Below are 19,147 nucleotides of genomic sequence, written 5' to 3'. Positions count from 1 at the left end.
CACTTATCCTTTTAAAGCCTTTACCAAATTGTGTTTTACTAACTCATCCACAACCAAATCACTCACATCAATGGCATTGGTTATATGATTTACCGTGTTACAAGTAATGATTTGCATACCTTCCATTTCCGATAATAGGGAATAGGCATCTTCTGCAAAAAGCGCATGCACACCAATGCAAGTCACTGACTTAACCCCTAAATCTTGCAAATGCTTCACCGTTTCCACCATGGTTCTGGCCGTGGAGATGATGTCATCGACTAATACTGGGGTAGAGGAGTGAAGCTTCGGAATATTGGGTACTGAAATAGCCACCTCTTTATCACCCCGTCTCTTTTTTTCCAAAATCACATAGGGAAAATCGCCCTTTTCTGCAATGTCGGCAACCCATTGCTCACTTTCCATATCAGGGCCTATAAGCACTGGTTTAATAACATGAGCCTTAATCCATCTCGCTATATTTGAAGTAGCATGTAAGACAAAAGTAGGAATGGAGTAGACTTCATCTAAAGAGTTATAACGATGCAAATGGGGGTCAATGGTTATGAGCCAATCAAATGAAGTAGAGAGTAACTCAGCAAAATAACGCGAGGTAATCCCTTCACCCTGATGAAAACGTTTATCTTGACGTAAATACGGAAGATAAGGGGCAATCAAACCAATTTTTTTAGCTCCTAATTCTTTGGCTGTTTTAGCAAAAAACAACAAAGGTAGTATTTTTTCATCGGGTCGGTTTAAGCTATCCACTACAATGAGGCTGTGATTTTTAACTTCCGAATTAATTTTTACGTACCACTCCGTGTCTGGAAAACGATGCAACGTGGCATCACCCACCTCCACTTGAAGCGCTTTTTTTAAGTGTCTACTGATTTCTGAAGCATCAAATAATGAAAATAAAATGGGCTTCAAGGCTTCTCTCCCAGAACAATGGTATTTTGTTTATCGCGAATAAAATCGCGAGCATAAGTCATCTCTCCTGAAGACTCTGAATGGATGGTGAACAAAGGCTGTCCTTTTTCAACTTGGTCGCCAATATGAACATGCAAATCAACCCCTGCTGATTTAGACTTAGGGGCCCCTGCAAGCTTGGCAATTTTTGCGAGCATTCGATTGTCAATGAGAGATACTTTACCTGCTTTCTCAGCACCAATAGGGTTAGTAAAACGTGCCGCCGTCAATTCCCGCATGCCTCCTTGTGCCTCACAAATCGCCTGAAATTTTTTAAACGCTTCGCCGCTATCTAATAATTGTTTGGCTATCGATTGACCTGAGCCAGGTTGTACTGTTGATGAAAATTCCAGTACTGCTCCTGCAAGAGTTAATGATTTTTCGCGCAAATCCTTTGGGGCATGAAGCAATCCTTGTAATACCGCCAACACATCGCGTGCTTCCAGGGAAGGGCCAATACCATTTCCTATCGGTTGTGCGCCATCAGTAATTAAAGTATGGACCACAAGGCCTAACTGTTTTCCTACTTCTTCAAGGGATTGCTTAAGAAGTAAAGCCCTGGACTTATTCCTGACTTTTGCGGTAGGTCCCACTGGAATATCAATAACGGCATGGGTTGCTCCTGTAGCAATTTTTTTAGAAAGGATTGAGGCGACCAATTGACCTTCACTATCTAACTCAAGAGCACGCTCCACCCGAATAAGCACATCATCGGCAGGGCTTAAGCTCACAGCACCTCCCCAAACGATACAACCGTTTTCCTTTTCAACCACGTGACACATAGCCTTTGGGCTCAGTGACACCGGTGCTAAAGTTTCCATTGTATCTGCAGTACCTGCTGGAGAAGTAATTGCCCGTGAAGAGGTTTTTGGGATAGTTAACCCAAAAGCAGCTACAATGGGAACCACAACAAGGGTGGTGCGATTTCCTGGCAAACCACCAACACAATGCTTGTCTACAATCAAAGGAGATGACCAGGATAAGCGATCGCCACTGTCAATCATGGCTTTTGTAAGTTTCATGATTTCAGTATTGCTTAAACGTTCTGCGGCACTGGCCGCTAAAAAAGCAGAAATTTGCAAATCAGAAAGACGACCACTTAAAACGTCATCCACGATGGCTTTGATTTGTTTAAAAGAGAGTTCATTACCATAAATCTTCGTATGCACATAACTTAATGATTCCAGAGGTTTAGGATGGGATAATTGGATTTCATCCCCTTCTTTAGCATTTAAAGAATCCCAGGCATAGTGTGACAAGCTGGCTTCCCCGGGCTTAAGCAGCTCTGAGGTAACGACATTAAGCGTTGCGATAATGGAGCGTTTTCCAAGGGTCACTTGAATACGTGTCTGCACTTCAAAGCCTTCTGCATGACACACATGACAATCCTCTCGCATGTAAATAATGGCTTCATGATACGTCTTGATGCCTAAATATTTTAAACGCAAGGCATGACCCACTTCTTTTGTCACGACAAATCCTCCACATGCTGGTAAGAAGGAATCATGCAGGTGAAACCAAATTGCTGTTCAATCTTGTCTTTGAGCGATTGTGCACTGTGAGGTTCACCATGAGTGATAAAGACTTTTTTGGGTGGCCGAATAAAGTGCTTTAGCCAACCTAACAGCTCCTGATAATCGGCATGCGCAGAAGTACTGCTCATGACAACGACCTTGGCACGTATAGGAATCATACTACCATGAATTTTGACCTCACGTTCCCCATTGACAATCCTGGCACCACGAGTGCCTCCTGCTTGAAAGCCGGTAAAAAGAAGGGTGCTCTTAGGATCAGGGGCAAAGGCTTTCAAATGATGCACAATACGACCACCTTGGGCCATCCCACTGGCGGCTATAATGATTTGAGGCATTTTATGACGATCGAGTTCTTTTGACTCCTCAGGGGTATTGATATAAGTAGCTGCGTTACATAAGCCATGGCATTGTTCCTCATTTAAACGATGATCCTCTTTATAAGTGCAGAGCAAATGGGTCGCATTGATGGCCATTGGGCTGTCTAAAAACACTGGAACGTCTTTGTGAATCTCTCCTTTTTGTTTCAGTTGATAAATAAAATAAAGAAGACTTTGCGCACGCCCTACGGCAAAGGCTGGAATGACGACAGAACCCCCTCGTTTGATGGTTGTATTAATCACTTGCCCCATTTGCGGCAACGGATCAGTTGCATCATGCAATCGGTCGCCATAAGTGGATTCCATGATCAGATAATCCGCTTCTTGAATGGGGGTTGGTGCCTTCATGACCGGATCATAAGGTCGACCAACATCCCCGCTAAACAAAAGGGAACACTTGCTTGTTTTTATTTTGATCATCGCGGCACCCACGATGTGTCCTGCACGATGAAATTCGAAGCTAAATCCATTAAATAATTGGTGCGGCGCATTAAAATCAACGGTTTCAAAATGTTTTAATGCCGTTCTCGCGTCTTTTTCGGTATAAAGAGGAAGCGCTGGCTTATGTTTCGAGAAACCATATTTATTGGCTAATCGTGCTTCTTCTTCCTGAAGATGACCACTATCCGGTAATAAAATAGCACACAATGCTTTTGTGCCGGGTGTTGCATAGATTTTTCCTTGAAATCCATTTTTTACTAATAGGGGCAAATAACCGGTGTGGTCAATATGCGCATGAGTGATAATCACAGCATCAATATCGCGCGGGTCAATAGGCAATGAAGCCCAGTTACGTAATCGTAATTCTTTATACCCTTGAAAAAGACCACAATCGATGAGAATTTTTTTAGAATCGATGGTCAAAAGGTATTTTGAACCAGTAACGGTTTGGGTTGCCCCTAAGAACGTTAATTTCATCTTGCCTCCATTAGACTTCCTTGTTTTTTCAAATCCACTTGCCAGCGCCACATCACATAAACCACGGGAATCACAATTAAAGTCAGCAATAGTGCTGAAAAAATCCCACCCACCATGGGAGCCGCGAGGCGTTTCATCACATCAGCACCAATACCTGTCGCCCACATCACCGGTAACAAACCCAGTATATTCGCAAGCCCTGCCATCGCCATAGGGCGAATACGCGATACGGCGCATTGCTGCACCGTTTGAATCAAGTCCGGCAAGGTTTTGAGTAATCCTTTTTCTTTTTGCTCGTTGTAATCAGAATCAAGGTAAGCGAGCATCACCGCACTCGTTTCAGCAGCCACTCCAGCAAGTGCAATCATCCCAACCCAGACCGCGATACTCATGTTGTACCCTAATAGAAGGAGCAGCAAAAATCCGCCAAGTAGAGCAAAGGGTACACCTAGCATCACCATCAATGTCTCAGTGATGGTGCGGAAGGTAAAGTAAAACAAAATAAAAATAATGGCTAAGGTGAGTGGTACAAAAATTTTAAGTCGTTCATACACGCGTTGCATGAATTCGTATTGACCTGACCAGGCAAGCGTGTAGCCCGGGGGTAATGTGACTTTTGCCTTGACCACTTGCTTTAACTCTTCCACGTAGCTTCCAATGTCTCGTCCGCTAATATCAATGAACACATAACCTGCTAACATCGCATTCTCATCGCGAACCATGGCAGGACCTGAACGAAAGGTTAAAGTCACCAATTGAGCAATAGGTATTTCAGCACCACTGGGTGTTTTCACTAAAATACGATTGATCTTATCCGGATCATCGCGTAATTCTCGCAAATAACGCACATTAACAGGATAACGTTCACGGCCTTCAATTGTGGTCGCTATGTTTTCACCACCCACGGCTGATTCGATGATACGATTGACATCCATAATGGTTAAACCATAGCGCGCAAGCTCGTCTCGATGGATGTCAAAATCAAGAAAATACCCTCCAGCCACCCGTTCCGCATACACCGTACTTGTCCCCGGTACTTCTTTGGCTACCATTTCGATTTCTTTGCCAATGGCTTCAATTTTTTTAATGTCAGGACCAAAAACTTTAATCCCTACAGCGGTTCGAATTCCTGTGGTGAGCATGTCATTACGCGCTTTAATGGGCATAGTCCAGGCATTGCTCACACCGGGAAATTGCAAGGCTTTGTCCATCTCAGCGACCAGGCTTTCATAGGTCACGCTTTTGCGCCAAAATTTCTTAGGCTTAAGTTCAACAATCACTTCCATCATGCTAAAAGGAGAAGGATCGGTTGACGTATTAGCCCGTCCCGTTTTTCCAAACACATAAGCCACTTCCGGGAATGATTTTAATTTCTTATCCATTTCCTGGAGCAGTTCTGTGGCTTGTGTGACCGATATGCCAGGTAAAGTAACAGGCATATATAAAATCGTACCTTCATACAGAGGCGGCATGAATTCTGAGCCAATGAGTTTATAGAGGGGAACCGTGGCTAATGCTGCTACCACAGCAATCGCTACTACAACACCACGGTAATGCAGTGCTAATTTCAAAACTGGTGCGTACATTTTTTGCATCACGCGGGTAATGGGATGTTTTTGCTCGGGGATGATACGCCCACGCACCAAAATAGGTAATAACATGGGGATTAAAGTAATGGCCAGCAAAGCACTCATAAAAATGGCTAAATTTTTTGTATAGGCCAAGGGTGAGAATAACCGTCCTTCTTGGGCCTCCAGGGTAAAAACCGGCATAAACGATATGGCAATAACCACTAATGATGCAAAAATGGCAGGGCCTACTTCTTTCGCTGAATCAATCAACACTTTGTTGCGATCGCCGGGACTTCCTTTTGCTTCCCAATCGGCTAACCGTTTGTGTGCGTTATCGACCATGATAATGGCCGCATCCACCATATCCCCAACCGCCACAATGATGCCGCCAATGGACATGATATTAAGGCCAATATTGAAAAAATAAATGGGAATAAACGAAATCAAAATAGCAAGCGGCAAAGTAATAATTGGAATCAAAGCGGAACGAAAATGCCCCAAGAAAACAATGATTAATAACCCAACCACCACAAGTTCTTCAATCAAATTCCAGTTGGCCGTTGAAATGGCTTCTCGAATCAGATTACTGCGGTCATACACATTGACCATTTTTATTCCTTCTGGAATGGCAGTAGCCAATTCTTTGAGCTTATCCTTGATTCGACCAATCACTTCCAAAACGTCTTCCCCAAAACGCATGATGACGATGCCACCAACGGTTTCGCCTTGACCATTTAAATCGACCACACCACGACGCATGTCTGAGCCTAGCTGCACGGTTGCCACATCTCGTAATAAAATCGGCGTCCCATTGGCATTCGTACCAATGGCTATTTTTTCAATATCATCTGTCGACGTGATATAGCCTCGTCCACGAACCATGTACTCTGTCCCTGAAAATTCAATGACACGCCCACCAGTATCATTATTGCTCATACGAATTTTTTCAATAATTTGGGGTACAGAAAGTTTATAGGAAAGTACTTTGACGGGATCTAAATTAATTTGATACTGCTTAACAAAACCACCCACGGTGGCGACCTCTGATACACCAGGTATAGCTCTTAACCAATAACTTAAATACCAATCTTGAAAAGTGCGTAAATCGGCCAGATTATGCTTCCCGCTTTCATCCACTAAGGCGTATTGATAAATCCAACCGACTGGTGTGGCATCAGGGCCTAATTGAGGGGTCACGCCTTCAGGCAGTTTTCCACTCAATTGGCTCATGTATTCTAAGACACGTGAGCGCGCCCAATAAATATCGGTTCCGTCCTTAAAAATGATATAAACGTAAGAAAAACCAAAATCAGAAAAACCGCGAACTGCTACAACGTTCGGTGCGGATAACAATGCCGTTACAATGGGGTAAGTGACTTGATCTTCCACCAGATCCGGTGCTCTGCCCATCCATGTGGTATACACAATCACTTGCGTATCTGAAATATCAGGCAAAGCATCCATGCGAGTATTTTTTAAACCCCACCAACCGCCCAAGGAGAACCCCACGACAAATAGCAACACGATAAATCGATTGTTTGCGCAGAATTCAATTATTTTCTCAACCATGTAAATCCTTTTATCGTATTAATGCTGCATACCACCCATCGCAGCCTTTAACTGACTTTCAGAGTCAATGAGGAAGTTAGCAGAGGTAATAATGTTATCTCCCTCTTTGATGCCTTGTACCACCTCGATCAAATCACCAGCACGCACACCCAATGTCACATTGCGCCACTCAATTTTTCCATCCCCATGATAAATAAACACCACGGCACGCTCACCCGTTATCAAAACAGCATTTTTGGACACTACAAGTCGCTTGCCTAAAGGAATTTTTAAGTCAATATTGGCGTACATCCCCGGTTTTAATTGATCCTTGGCATTATCCACCACAAAACGAACCTTGGCGGTACGAGTTTTCATATCGACCGTTGGATAAATAAAATCAAGTTTGGCTTTAAACAATTGATTAGGCAAATACGACAAGGTGACATCCGCTGTTTGATCGAGTTTAATATAAGGTAATTCATACTCATAAATGTCGCCTAAAATCCACAAACGAGATAAATCGGCTATGGTATACAGTTCATCTTCTGGTTTGATTCGCATGCCGACTAATGCCATTTTATGAGTAACCGTTCCATTAATTGGAGAATTAATGGTCATCGTATTGGTAATTTTACCGCTTTTTGTCAAATGCTCGATTTCCTTCTCAGAAATTCCCCACAGCAAAAGTCTTTGTTTGGCTGCCTCAAAAGACGCCTGAGAGCCTGATATAATTGAAGTGTTTTTGTTTTTACCAAGAATTTTTTTGGCTTGTAAAGCCAATAAATATTCTTGTTGAGTAGAAACCAGATCAGGACTATAAACAGTAAATAAAGCTTGATTTTTTTTGACTTTCTCTCCGGTAAAATTGACGAATAATTTTTCTATCCAACCATCAAAACGCACATGAATATGGGCAACCAACCGTTCATCTGCTTCAACATAACCCACCGTACGAATCGTTTTTTCAATCCATTGGCTTTTTACCGGCTCCGATGTAATGCCTATGGCTTGTAAGCGAACTGGGTCTATCATGATTAAATTGTCCGAGGTGGATTTTTTCATATCCATCTTGTCATGAGTACTTGTTGTTGATTGCGCAATACCTATTTGAACGGCGATCAATAACACAATAAATAAGACGATTGGCTTTCTAGACTTCATGTGAGCTTCCCTGTAATTTCTTCTATCTGCGTGATGGCTTTTTCGTGATTTGCCAACTCATTATGCAATTCAATTTCATTTTCTTGTAACGTCAGCAGGTTATTAAGCAAGGTTAAAAAATCCACTTTACCAACTCCATAATTGGCTTGTGATGAATTAAACGTTAGTGTGGCCAAAGGAATGATGGAGCCTTGGATCAATTCAATTAACTTTGCAGAACGCTGTTCCACTAAAAAAGCGTTTTTGACCTGGAAAAGAAGCGCTTGATAGGTGGTGTGCAAATCTTCTACTTCAGCATTGTAACGAGAAAGGGATTCTCGCAAGCCATTATTTTGCTTCTCCATAAAATACAAAGGAATAGTGGCTTTCAAGTTGACCATATATCCGTCATTATTCGTTACTGTGTTATGTAATTTTCCTCCTTCAATTTCAACATCAGGAAAATAATTCATTTTACTTAATTTAACCGTTTGGCGTCGTTGCTCAACGCTTCGTTCGCGTGCTTTTAATTGTGGAGAGCGCTGTTTGATGAGGTTATTGAGAAATGCCAAATTATGACGATGATGGGTTACAGATAACTGCGATGGGGTATGAATTGCAATATCCAAGGGTCGATTTAAAAGACGGTTAATATCCGCCTCAAGCGATTCCCGCTCTTGTTTTAAGATAACCAAACGCATATCCAGGCGAGCGATTTCGGTCTGTGCCCGAAAAATATCTTGTTGCGGAACTTTTCCCACGCTGTAATTCACTTGAGCACTTTTTTCAAGCTCTTGCAGAAGCAGTAGGGTTTTTTGCAGGATTTCAATTGATTTATTAACCGAATAAAGGTTGTAATAGATACGCTTTAATTGGGCAATAACAACCAGGCACGTGGCCTGGAAGTCCGCGGCAGCCCGTTTTGCCTTCTCGACTGCTATTTTCCCACGAACTGCCAGCTTCCCTGGAAATGGAATTTCCTGACTTGCACCAATCATTTGTAGCCGCATGGGATCAATATTCATCGGGGAACCAACACTGACTTTAGGATCAGGGAGTGAACGGGCTTGGGGTGCAACACGATTGGCAGCGATCCAGCGCGCATGAGCCGCCTTAATTTGTGGGTTATTTCCCTTAGCCTCTTCAATCAGCTTCTCTAAAACTGGTAATGGCGCAGCATGGCTTAAAGAGAAAACAGGGTAATTGATCAAGCTGGTAATCAGGATGACCCAGAAGCCTTTTTTAAAATTAAAACGCCTCATGAGGTGAATTCCTTAATTTAATCATTTTCTTCAATTCCAAAATCAGTAAAGGGATGGTTCCTAAGACTATCCAAAGCAAGCATTCAGATAAAGTCACTGGACTAATTCCAAAAAGACGTTGCAAAAAAGGGACATGATGAATGAAGATCTGCAACGCAAAACTAATGCTGACAATAAAAAACAAGCGCATGTTTGAAAACAGCCCTACTTGCCATATGGTCTTGGTTTGACTACGAGCCCCAAAGGCTCTTAATAATTCTGCAGTCACTAAAACAGAAAAAGCAGCGTCCTGAGCCTGTATCAAATCCGCATTGACTAAATATTCGTAAGCAAATACACCAAAGGTGACCAGTGCCGTTAAACAACCTATAAAAGATACCTGCTTGAAAAATGAAAAATTCATCAGAGATTGTTGTGATGATCTTGGCGGACGTTTAAGAATTCCAGGCTCAGCCGGATCGGTTGCCAAAGCCAATGCCGGCAAACCATCCGTCACTAAATTTATCCATAACAATTGGATTGGCAATAGTGGTAAGGGCCAGCCGATTAAAAGAACACTAAAAACAACCAGCAGTTCACCCATATTTCCCGCTAATAAATAAGCAAGCGTTTTGGCAATATTGTCATAAATTGTCCGCCCTTCTTCAATCCCATCGACAATAGAGGTAAAGTTATTATCCATGAGAATAATATCGGCAGATTCTTTAGTCACTTCAGTGCCTGTGAGCCCCATTGCGATACCAACCGAAGCTTCTTTTAGTGCCGGTGCATCGTTTACACCATCACCAGTCATTGCAACCACCATGTGATGTTTTTTCCAGGCACGAACGATTTTTAATTTATGTTCAGCAGTAACGCGAGCATAAACAGCAATCTGTTTCACACACGCCATAAAGTCATCATCAGACATCTTATCCAGTTCATTACCTGTCATCAGGCGATCGCCTGGATTCAGTATCTCTAATTCACGAGCAATTGCTTTGGCGGTATCGGGGTGATCGCCTGTGATCATGACTGGTTTAATGCCTGCCATTTTACAACGCTTAACCGATGCTTTTGCATCAGCATGCGGCGGATCCTGGAGTCCTATGAGTCCTAGTAAAACAAGATTATTTTCAATGTCTTCATCAGCAGCCTCCAATAATGAAGAATCGCATTGCCGTTGTGCAAAGGCCAAGATTCGCAATGCTTCACTGGCCATCAATTGACAGGATTGTTGCATACGGGCACGTTCTTTAGGGGTTAATTTTTTGATGCCCTCTCGAGTCAAAATATGGCTACAGCGTTCGAAAATCACTTCAGGTGCCCCTTTGACAAACGCAGTCAGTTGCTCTGCTTGCCTACGGATTATCGTCATACGTTTTCGTTCTGAATCGAAAGGCAATTCTCGTATGCGAGGAAAAGTCGACTCCAGAATATCACGCCAAATATCTCCTTTGGCAGCCGCTACTAATAGTGCAATTTCTGTTGGGTCCCCAACAGTGGATAGTTGTCCTTGTTGCAAACGAATTTCTGCATTGTTACACGCCGAAGCGGCGCTCAAAACAGTCTGTAACAAATTATCTTTGGCGACATCACTCTCTTGACCTTGGGAAATAAAATGACCATCCAAGTGATATCCTTCACCTATGATACTGTACACTTCCTCTGCGGTAATGAGTTTACGGGCTGTCATCTCACCCACTGTTAATGTCCCGGTTTTATCCGTACAAATGACTTGGAGACAACCCAGAGTTTCCACAGCTGACATACGCCTTACCAAGACAGCACGTCGTACCATGCGTTGAACACCTAAGGCTAAAGCAACAGTGACTACCGCAGGTAAACCCTCAGGAATAGCCGCTACAGCCAGACTAACGGAGCTCATAAACAATTCAAAAAATGGAATACGACGTAACCAACCGAGAATAAAAATCAGTAGGACAATGGAAAAACAAAGCCATAATAGCCGGGAACCCACATGATTAAGCCTTTTTTGTAATGGGGATTCATCACGAGAAGCCTCATTCAACATGGTCGCAATACGTCCCATTTCGGTACTCATACCGGTTGCGACTACAATGGCTCGACCTGTACCATTCGCCACGGATGTTCCCATAAAGACCATGTTTTTGCGCTCAGCCAGCGGTGTTTCAGCACTATAAAAATTGAGATTTTTTTCAATAGGCAATGATTCACCGGTTAAAGGGGCTTCCTCCGTCTTTAAGGAAGACAGCTCAAAAAGACGAGCATCAGCTGTAACTAAATCTCCTCCTTCAAAAAGAAGAATATCGCCTGGCACTATATCGGAAGTAGTGATTATCCTGGCATGACCATCCCGAATTACCCTGGCTTTAGGGGAAGCCAATTTTTGCAACGCTAAAATAGCACGATCAGCTCGAAATTCGATAATAAAGCCGATAATGGCATTCAAAACCACAATGGCAAAAATGGCAATGGCATCTACTGTTTCACCAAGTAAAAATGAAATGACTACAGCGCCTAAAAGAACCCAGGTGACTAAACTGTTTACTTGTTGGAAAAGAATTTTCAAAAAAGAAGTTTTTTTCTGTTTGACCAATACATTAGCGCCAGACTCTTCTAAGCGTCGTTGTGCTTCTTCCTCAGTTAAACCAACTGATAAATCAGTTTTAAGTACTTTGGCCACTTCTTGGGGCTTCTTGTCATGCCAAATCTGCGTCATTGTCCATCCTTTGAATCTGCTCACCTATTATTCATGTGAGTTTAATTTCCCTAAAAATTCAAACGCCTAAGTTGGTATTATAAGAGAATCAATACTCATGACAAACCCTTACAATTCAGTCTAAAGCCCCTGATGTTAACGACCACTGCCACCTCCATGGCCTTGCGCGACATGAATATTTTAATTCTTTGTACTATCGTTGGCAGCTCCACTGTTTGTACAAACAGCAAGTAATAAACAGCAGGCTAAAATAAACCAATGACTTTGTTTTATGATGATTTTTATCCATGATTTTAAAAGGAAATAATTAAAATATAGACTGTCATTCAATCACCAGTCAAAATAAATAGCTCTAATTGATTGAACGGATAACATCAAACTCTTCTTCCCAATCCAAAAGATAGACTAGATTATTTTGTGCATGATTACTATTTTTTGGGTGAAAACAGAGAGCTTTTTCTTTTTCCTCTTCGGCTCTTGCTTCAGGAAAATACTCCAAGATCTCCATATCACTCATGATAGTTCCATCGATAAATAGATTACCTAATAATAACTTAAAATAAAGTGAATTATCTTAAGCATATCTAATTTTTCTTATACTTTAATTCGCTAAACTGATTTAAGCAATTGAATGAGATGTTGTATAAACTCTAAAAAAAACAGTAATCATATAAAGCGGTTAATTGAAACCTAGGTAGTTAGTGTTTATCTACGATATAATGATACAGAACGGTTGAGTGTCCTTGGAGCCAAAATTATTGTGAAAAAATTTATCATTGCCCTCATTGGTTTGCTATTAAGCAATTCGTATTATGGAATTGCTATTGCTGGAAATTCACATCATCATGCGATGAAAAATCCCTCAAAAAATTCATCGAAGTCACAGCAAAGTGCTACCATGCGATTATCAATTCAGAGGATAATTGAAAAAAAGGATAAGAAACTAGTCTTCCTCAAGTTATCTAAAACAACAAATAATAACCCAGTTACCCTAAACGATCTTGTTGAGGCACATACACAAAAGATTCATTTATTGATTATTGATGACAATCTCATGGACTACAGCCATGTTCATCCAGTTGAAACAACGACACCCGGTGTTTACCAATTTGAGTGGCAGCCTATCCTCAAAAATGCTTCTTATCGTGCATGGGCCGATCTATTGCCTGCGAATACAAAAATTCAGGAATATATTATTGCTGATTTTCCATCTCCTAAAAACATTAAGGGATTAGGAGGTCATATTGATCACCAGCCTTTATTTGAAAGCACTGTTGATGGCTATCAGTTCAAATTATCTTTTGATAAAACACCATTACAAGTGGGGCAACCAGCCATGGGTAAAATAGATATTGTTGATGCCAAGGGAAACCCAGTTCATACGTTAGAACCAATTATGGGTGCCTATGCTCACATCGTTGGTTTTAATGAAGACTTTAAAACCGTTACCCACGTTCATCCTATGTGGAAAGAACCCCAAAATAAGGCTGAACGTGGAGGACCCGAATTACAATTTCATATTGAGCCCAATAAAGCGGGATTTATTAAATTGTTCACCCAAGTACAAATTAATGGGAAAACACTTTTTGCCCCGTTTGGAATCCCAGTAAAAAATACAATGCAATATTAGATCCGCAATACTGGATACATCACTTGAATCACGAATCCATTCATCTCATATTGAACAAATAAAACTGGAGAAACCATCCATTGGCATGGTGGGTTAATTTTCTGGTAGTTGATTGATTTTCAATTTCATTGAATAGATATCAGATGACTTATCTTTGTGGCTTAAAGGTAAAGGAACTCTTACTTTATAAAGTTCTCCCCCATTTACTAAAACAAAAGCCTGCCCCTTTGGCAAAGAAATAATATCCTCTACTCCAATCATAGGCACAGAAGAAGTTTGTACTCTGTCCTCATTGGTTGTATTAAAATAAACCCCATCTTCCCCATGAGGTGTATCATTAACCATAGAAACTTGGGTATGTCCAATAACTCCAACTTGAGGCAGCACTTTAACCAGTAAATTGGCTGTTTCTTCATTTTTAACACGCAGCATAATTAGGGTATTAAAATTTCCCTCGGATACTTCTGCTTTAGCCCTGGAACCCAGTGCAACTTCCATATCTTGAATAGTTTGAGCGTAAGCGGTCACTTGAAAACCAGCACCGCCCGCTTTATTGAGAATCTTCACAAAAGAATCCTGGATAATCTCTGACAGCTCATCACAATGCAGATTCAATATATAACGAGCATTGGGTTCCTTGTAAATTTTACCAGCTGTAGAAACCAGATCTGACAAAAAAGCTTTACCCACTGCTTGGGCAATATTAGGATTAGTTAAACTATCTAAACCAATATAAAGCACTTTCTTATTTTTAATCACATCCATCAGCTCAATGTCACCTGCTTTGGCCTTTGACGATAGAATTTTTGAAGCATTACTTTTATTGATTTCAGACAATACAGGGCCGACGCTGGCTGTGATTTTTTCATAGTAGTGTTTATCCATAATAGCTGCATCATAAAGGTCTATCAGGATTTGGTCGTGAAGCGCTTCGGCATTGTTGCTTTTGATGGTTTTGTTGATGTGGTCTTTGACATATTGAATGACTGCCTGGTGGCGTTCCATAGGGGATTTGGTTTTATTGTTTTTACCAATCTTGCTGTCATGTTCCTCTATAATAGCTTCAATCTCTTGATGATATTTGGGATAGTGATTGGGTAGAATGGTGTCGGCATATGTCATCAATAGTTGATCTAATCGACTGATATAAAAGGCTATGGATTGGTAGGTAATGGGTTGTTTCATTTCTTCAAGACAAATGGCAACGATATTAACATATTTCCATGCAAAGGCTGCAAATTGCTTCCCTTCACCTTCTGCGGATATTGCATCGGTGATTCGTGTAGCCACTTCACTGATTTGGTCGAAATTTTTGAGAGGATTATATCGTGCGGATTTCTCTGGAAAGCCTAAGTGAACGATTTTGAAATCTTCTGTTCTGCCTGATACCTTACAGGCAGCCATCATGTCTCTAACCAAGTCCTGGTCGCCTTTAGGGTCTACAACAATAACGGCATCACCGTTTCGGATGTCCTGGTTAATCAGAATACTGGCTAATCGAGTTTTGCCGACTCTGGTAGTACCAACCACAAAAGTATGACCTACACGTACATCTTGAGGAATGTAAACTGGTTTATCTTCTTCTCCAACTCCGTGAAGGAAAGGACTTCCTCCGACGGGAGGATCGGGTCTGAATGGATTTAACTTGGAGCGGTTGTTAAGCCATTTTGCTAATCGAGTGTGTTCATGGTTTTGGCAGAATTGTCTGGCCAGCTGATAGCTATAGCTCCTTTGCATGAACTTTTCATTTTTGACCTGTTTGATTTGATGCAGCTTTTGGGTATGGCTTGGTCGCCAGCGGAAACCTTTACCTAGAAATAGCCAGTTTTTGGATAAAGGAATTTCTGTGGTGGATAGGGCATAGGTTGGCATGGCTAAAAGTCTGTGCTGATATCGCTTAACCTTTATTGCTTGCCATGCTCTAAAGACACCAGGGATTGATAGTGTAATCGCTGCATATAGACTCATTGTTTGCGTAAGCAAGAACAGATGTGGTTGGCTATAAGCGAGTAGAGCCAAAGACAAACAGGTAATCGCTGACCAGGCTTCGGTTGGTTCCCGAAATAGGTTATTAATAGGATATTCGCTCATAACATTCTCCAAATCATCAGTGCATCAATAAATAAGAAAATAGCCAGTAGATACCAGCGGACTTTGAGGGCTGTTTTGAGTTGTTCGGATGAGAGTTGATTATTAATCTGTATGCGTGTGACCAGCTTTGGCCATAACAAAATCAAAGCCAGATAAAGTAGTCCATGTAAGCCTAGAAACAACGGTTGTATATTAGCGAATGTATGTTGCCAACGAGTAAGAATATTTGTATTGATAATCCAAGGAGCAATTATCAATAAACCAATGATTGGTAAAATGGCTTGAATCAGTACTATAATGAATGAACGGATGTAATGTTTAATCATAGGGATAGCTCCAAATGAGAAAGGTATTTCGCTTGTTGGCGGTAGTTCTTGATGCCCTTGTTGGCGTAGCCGAGGATAAACCTGCTAAACGCTATTTGACTGTTTATGAGGCTCAAGAAAAATTTGATAAGGGCTTGATTAGTATTCGTGAATACAATGAATCCCTTGAGTCTAAATAAGGTCTTCATCGAAGACCTCCTGATATCACTTTAACGCCTGTTTTAGCTACCTGCATACCTGATTGACTTACGTTATCGCTATGGCGTTCAGTACCGCTGACTAAATCCATAAGACCTGCACCAGCGTCACCGCCAAAATGACTAGATAATCTGAGTAACAAAACGGGTGCTACAAAGTAAAACATTACAGCCATATTCTTCATGGCCGAAATAGCATCGTTTTCCCCTAATGGATCAAGCACAGAGCGTTCGAGAAATCCGACCAGATGCCAGAGGTATTGAAGAAAGATAGCCATAACAAACAAGGCGCACAGACTGCCCAACGCTCTTGGACTATAGCAACTTAAGGACAATACCATTGGCGTTAAAATGATTAAAAAGAACATGAAAAACGCTTGCATGACGGGCAGGGTTTGCATGATTGCTTCTCTTTTTAATGGGGTGGATGTCCATGATTTTGTCCATTGTCCGACATTGACCAGGCTATGGGTAATGGCAGATGCGACCTTTCCATTGTTATTATCCATGAGGTTTTGCACAGAACTGGTCTGCATGTCTTTGCTTTCTTGCAAGAGCATTTTCGCAATAAAATCTTCTGCGCTGATGTCTGCTTTCCAGGCTTTTGGGTGTTTCACTTTATATTGGCGAACTCTATCGAGCATGGCGTAGTAATTTAGATGCTTGTTAAAAACACTGGCCTGATTAGAGACTTCAACCAGGTCAGTTTTGATTTTGTTCCACCATTGCTGACAGCTTGGATATCCATCTTCTGGCAATCGTTCGGGTGGAATATCGCCACGATTAGCTGCTTTTTCAAGATTGCGATTTGGGGCTTGATGAAAGGTAAATCCTGACACGGGTTGGCGAGCGTGAAGTTTGCTGTAATACATCTTTTGCAGAATTTTAGAACCCATCCAGTTTAAATCATCTTCACCACCATAGCGTTTGAGCATAGGATCTAACTCACTGGCTTCATGCTTTTCACTATTGAATTGAGTTCTTGCTTCAATAAAACATTGCCTATGAAAATCCAATGCTTGTTTGCGAACGCTTTGGGGTAGATAGGTTGATACCAAATCGCCTTGAATAGATTGCAAACTATCGGTGCAACCCGTTACCTTCATAAGGCTGTAAGTGAAGCTCGACATGAAATTCTGGATAATGGCAAAGCCTATAGGAATTTTGACCTGGTTAGTCAGTAGATCTGCAAAGGCTTCATCATAAGTTGTGCCGCTGTCGCCAATGACCGCAGTCGTTGGGTTCTTTAGTCCACATAGGGGTTTAAATTGTAAGGCTTTGGTTTCCAATGGTACGCAAGGATAGACAAATAAACTGCATATCAGGAAAGTGACTGCCAATTCATAAAGGAAATTATTTAAAGCATGTTCCACAGCATAAAAAGCGCCAGCTGGATTAAGCACATTTTTAAGAAAGCGATAGCCAATGGCCAAAAAGCCAAGATATAACAGCCCTGTTTGCCACAGGGCGTTAAATAGAACCTCATACTGTTGCCAGCCTAGATAGGTGGTGTAGAGGGATAAAGGGTTAAAGACGATCATGATTAAGCTCCTTTATTTTCTTTGACGTAGATTGCACCATTTTTTACTGTTGGCTGTTCATGATCCTGGCCTGGGATATTTTGGTTTTGTGCTTGGTGGCGAATGTCCATGATGGTTCCCAAAGTCTCATTCATCATTTTTTTGCGGACATCGTTTTCAAATGACAATGAGTGAATGTCATCATCCAGTTTTTTCAGTGCAAAAAGGACCATGTTCATAGCAGGTTTTAAGTTTTGTACTTCTTGTACTTGCAGTCCTGCTTGTAAAATACGACGCATCATTAAGGCTTTATCCAACATGTTTTGGACAGCAATTTCCTCAGCTAACTTCGAGACAGTGAGCATCTGTTCTTCACGAGGTAAATGTTGAATTGTGATAATGACTTCATCAGTAATCAGTAAATTGGAGGCGCTGACTTTATGCAGATTTTCTTCGGTCAGTGTCCATGTACCATTGACTAAATTCCATAAGGCTTTGGCAATGTTCTGACTACAGGTATTAGCGTTCGCACAGCTTTGCAATAAGGCTGATAAGCCTATCCCTGCTTTAGCATCGTGATTTTGTTTGTTTTCACTGCTGCTGACTTGAATATCACCTAGAACCTTAACTGCCCAATTGGCAGCATCAGTAGGCGTTGGCCAGCTTAGTGTCATAGGGATTTTAGTACTTGGTTTCTCCAAGGAATTTAAAGGTTTTCTCTCCAAAAGAATGTTGTACCCAGCAATGACTACATCATTAATCACCTTAATGGGGCGTTGGAATTTACCGCCAGCATTGCCTTTATCGCTGCCTATCCAGGGTAGACCGTATTCATCTCGTTTTTGGGCAATACTTTTTGACGTTTCGGTCACATCGACGTTTTCCTTCTTAGCCCGTTTGGCAGCATCGAGCCATCCCTGACTATCTGATACTGATAAGATGCCTTCCATAGGAGATTGGTTTTGTTCCAATGCTTGTTTGACTTCCTGACAATCTTTAACTTTGAGGGTAAATTCATTTTGCGCGCTAGATGCAGCATTTTGTAGAACATTGTATAAAGCAGGCATGGACTGTTGTAGCTTATAAAGCGGAAATCCTGCGACAGAGCCTTTCAAATTATCAATTACACCGCCAGGGATATTTAATGCTGATTTCTTTAAATCCTGAAAAGTATTGGTAATGGATACCACAGGATTAAAACCGCTACAGGAAAAGCCCATACGGCCATCTATATCTGCACCAATAACCAGTGTTTGATCTTTATTGACGGGTGGAATAAATAAATTAGATGTTCCTCCTAATTCGTAATAGTAATCAGATTGGCTAGGCATAAAGCTGCCAGCTTGGATCAGAGAGGGGATTAGTAAACTAAGTAGTAGTGATTTCTTCATGGCATCG

14 protein-coding genes are annotated in these 19,147 nt (G+C 41.5%); 2 read left to right on the top strand and 12 right to left on the bottom strand.

What is annotated here, in order from left to right:
* Window positions 1-3: 3 nt before the first annotated feature.
* The 8 genes from ACWTE2_RS28380 to ACWTE2_RS28345 form a co-directional block, all read right to left on the bottom strand.
* The gene (locus tag ACWTE2_RS28380; RefSeq protein WP_014842608.1) at window positions 4-909 is read right to left on the bottom strand and encodes a ribose-phosphate pyrophosphokinase; all 906 of its coding nucleotides are present in this window, start codon (window positions 907-909) and stop codon (window positions 4-6) included.
* The gene (locus ACWTE2_RS28375; RefSeq protein ID WP_014842607.1) at window positions 906-2,420 is read right to left on the bottom strand and encodes a thymidine phosphorylase family protein; all 1,515 of its coding nucleotides are present in this window, start codon (window positions 2,418-2,420) and stop codon (window positions 906-908) included. Before ACWTE2_RS28375 ends, ACWTE2_RS28380 begins: the two co-directional genes overlap by 4 nt.
* The gene (locus ACWTE2_RS28370; protein ID WP_014842606.1) at window positions 2,417-3,778 is read right to left on the bottom strand and encodes an MBL fold metallo-hydrolase RNA specificity domain-containing protein; all 1,362 of its coding nucleotides are present in this window, start codon (window positions 3,776-3,778) and stop codon (window positions 2,417-2,419) included. Before ACWTE2_RS28370 ends, ACWTE2_RS28375 begins: the two co-directional genes overlap by 4 nt.
* Window positions 3,775-6,918 carry an efflux RND transporter permease subunit gene (locus ACWTE2_RS28365; RefSeq protein WP_010652852.1) on the bottom strand — a complete coding sequence of 1,048 codons (3,144 nt, stop codon included), beginning with the start codon at window positions 6,916-6,918 and terminating at the stop codon, window positions 3,775-3,777. Before ACWTE2_RS28365 ends, ACWTE2_RS28370 begins: the two co-directional genes overlap by 4 nt.
* 18 nt (window positions 6,919-6,936) lie before the next feature.
* Window positions 6,937-8,061, bottom strand: a complete 1,125-nt coding sequence (locus ACWTE2_RS28360) for an efflux RND transporter periplasmic adaptor subunit (RefSeq protein WP_014842605.1) — start codon at window positions 8,059-8,061, stop codon at window positions 6,937-6,939.
* Window positions 8,058-9,302: a TolC family protein gene (locus ACWTE2_RS28355; RefSeq protein WP_014842604.1), complete on the bottom strand. Its 1,245-nt coding sequence runs from the start codon at window positions 9,300-9,302 to the stop codon at window positions 8,058-8,060. The genes ACWTE2_RS28360 and ACWTE2_RS28355 overlap by 4 nt, the downstream gene beginning before the upstream one ends.
* Window positions 9,289-11,985: a cation-translocating P-type ATPase gene (locus ACWTE2_RS28350; RefSeq protein ID WP_014842603.1), complete on the bottom strand. Its 2,697-nt coding sequence runs from the start codon at window positions 11,983-11,985 to the stop codon at window positions 9,289-9,291. The genes ACWTE2_RS28355 and ACWTE2_RS28350 overlap by 14 nt, the downstream gene beginning before the upstream one ends.
* 352 nt (window positions 11,986-12,337) lie before the next feature.
* Window positions 12,338-12,502 (bottom strand): hypothetical protein, encoded by a 165-nt coding sequence (locus tag ACWTE2_RS28345; RefSeq protein WP_154080663.1) that lies wholly within the window; start codon window positions 12,500-12,502, stop codon window positions 12,338-12,340.
* 243 nt (window positions 12,503-12,745) lie between these two features.
* Between ACWTE2_RS28345 and ACWTE2_RS28340 the strand changes: the two genes are divergently transcribed.
* Entirely contained in the window at window positions 12,746-13,615 is an 870-nt protein-coding gene (locus tag ACWTE2_RS28340) for a hypothetical protein (RefSeq protein ID WP_028389632.1), read from the top strand.
* A gap of 93 nt (window positions 13,616-13,708) precedes the next feature.
* Here ACWTE2_RS28340 and traD read toward each other — a convergent pair whose 3' ends face one another.
* Both traD and ACWTE2_RS28330 read right to left on the bottom strand, forming a co-directional pair.
* On the bottom strand, window positions 13,709-15,706 hold the full coding sequence (gene traD / locus ACWTE2_RS28335) for a type IV conjugative transfer system coupling protein TraD (protein ID WP_014842601.1): 1,998 nt from the start codon (window positions 15,704-15,706) through the stop codon (window positions 13,709-13,711).
* Complete coding sequence (locus tag ACWTE2_RS28330; protein ID WP_014842600.1) at window positions 15,703-16,032, bottom strand: hypothetical protein; 330 nt, start codon at window positions 16,030-16,032, stop codon at window positions 15,703-15,705. Before ACWTE2_RS28330 ends, traD begins: the two co-directional genes overlap by 4 nt.
* Before the next feature lie 14 nt (window positions 16,033-16,046).
* Here ACWTE2_RS28330 and ACWTE2_RS28325 point away from each other — a divergent pair, with 14 nt between their 5' ends.
* Window positions 16,047-16,211 carry a hypothetical protein gene (locus ACWTE2_RS28325; RefSeq protein ID WP_010652859.1) on the top strand — a complete coding sequence of 55 codons (165 nt, stop codon included), beginning with the start codon at window positions 16,047-16,049 and terminating at the stop codon, window positions 16,209-16,211.
* A 5-nt stretch (window positions 16,212-16,216) separates the two neighbouring features.
* On the opposite strand, the gene ACWTE2_RS28320 is transcribed toward ACWTE2_RS28325, so the two are convergent.
* Complete coding sequence (locus ACWTE2_RS28320) at window positions 16,217-17,770, bottom strand: conjugal transfer protein TraG N-terminal domain-containing protein (RefSeq protein WP_014842598.1); 1,554 nt, start codon at window positions 17,768-17,770, stop codon at window positions 16,217-16,219.
* Window positions 17,771-17,772: 2 nt separating this feature from the next.
* Window positions 17,773-19,140, bottom strand: a complete 1,368-nt coding sequence (locus ACWTE2_RS28315) for an integrating conjugative element protein (RefSeq protein ID WP_014842597.1) — start codon at window positions 19,138-19,140, stop codon at window positions 17,773-17,775.
* Window positions 19,141-19,147 lie beyond the last annotated feature (7 nt).

The organism is Legionella nigrisilvae (assembly GCF_977063395.2).
Note: the sequence above shows the minus strand (reverse complement) of the source record. Positions and strands in the feature narration are given on the sequence as shown.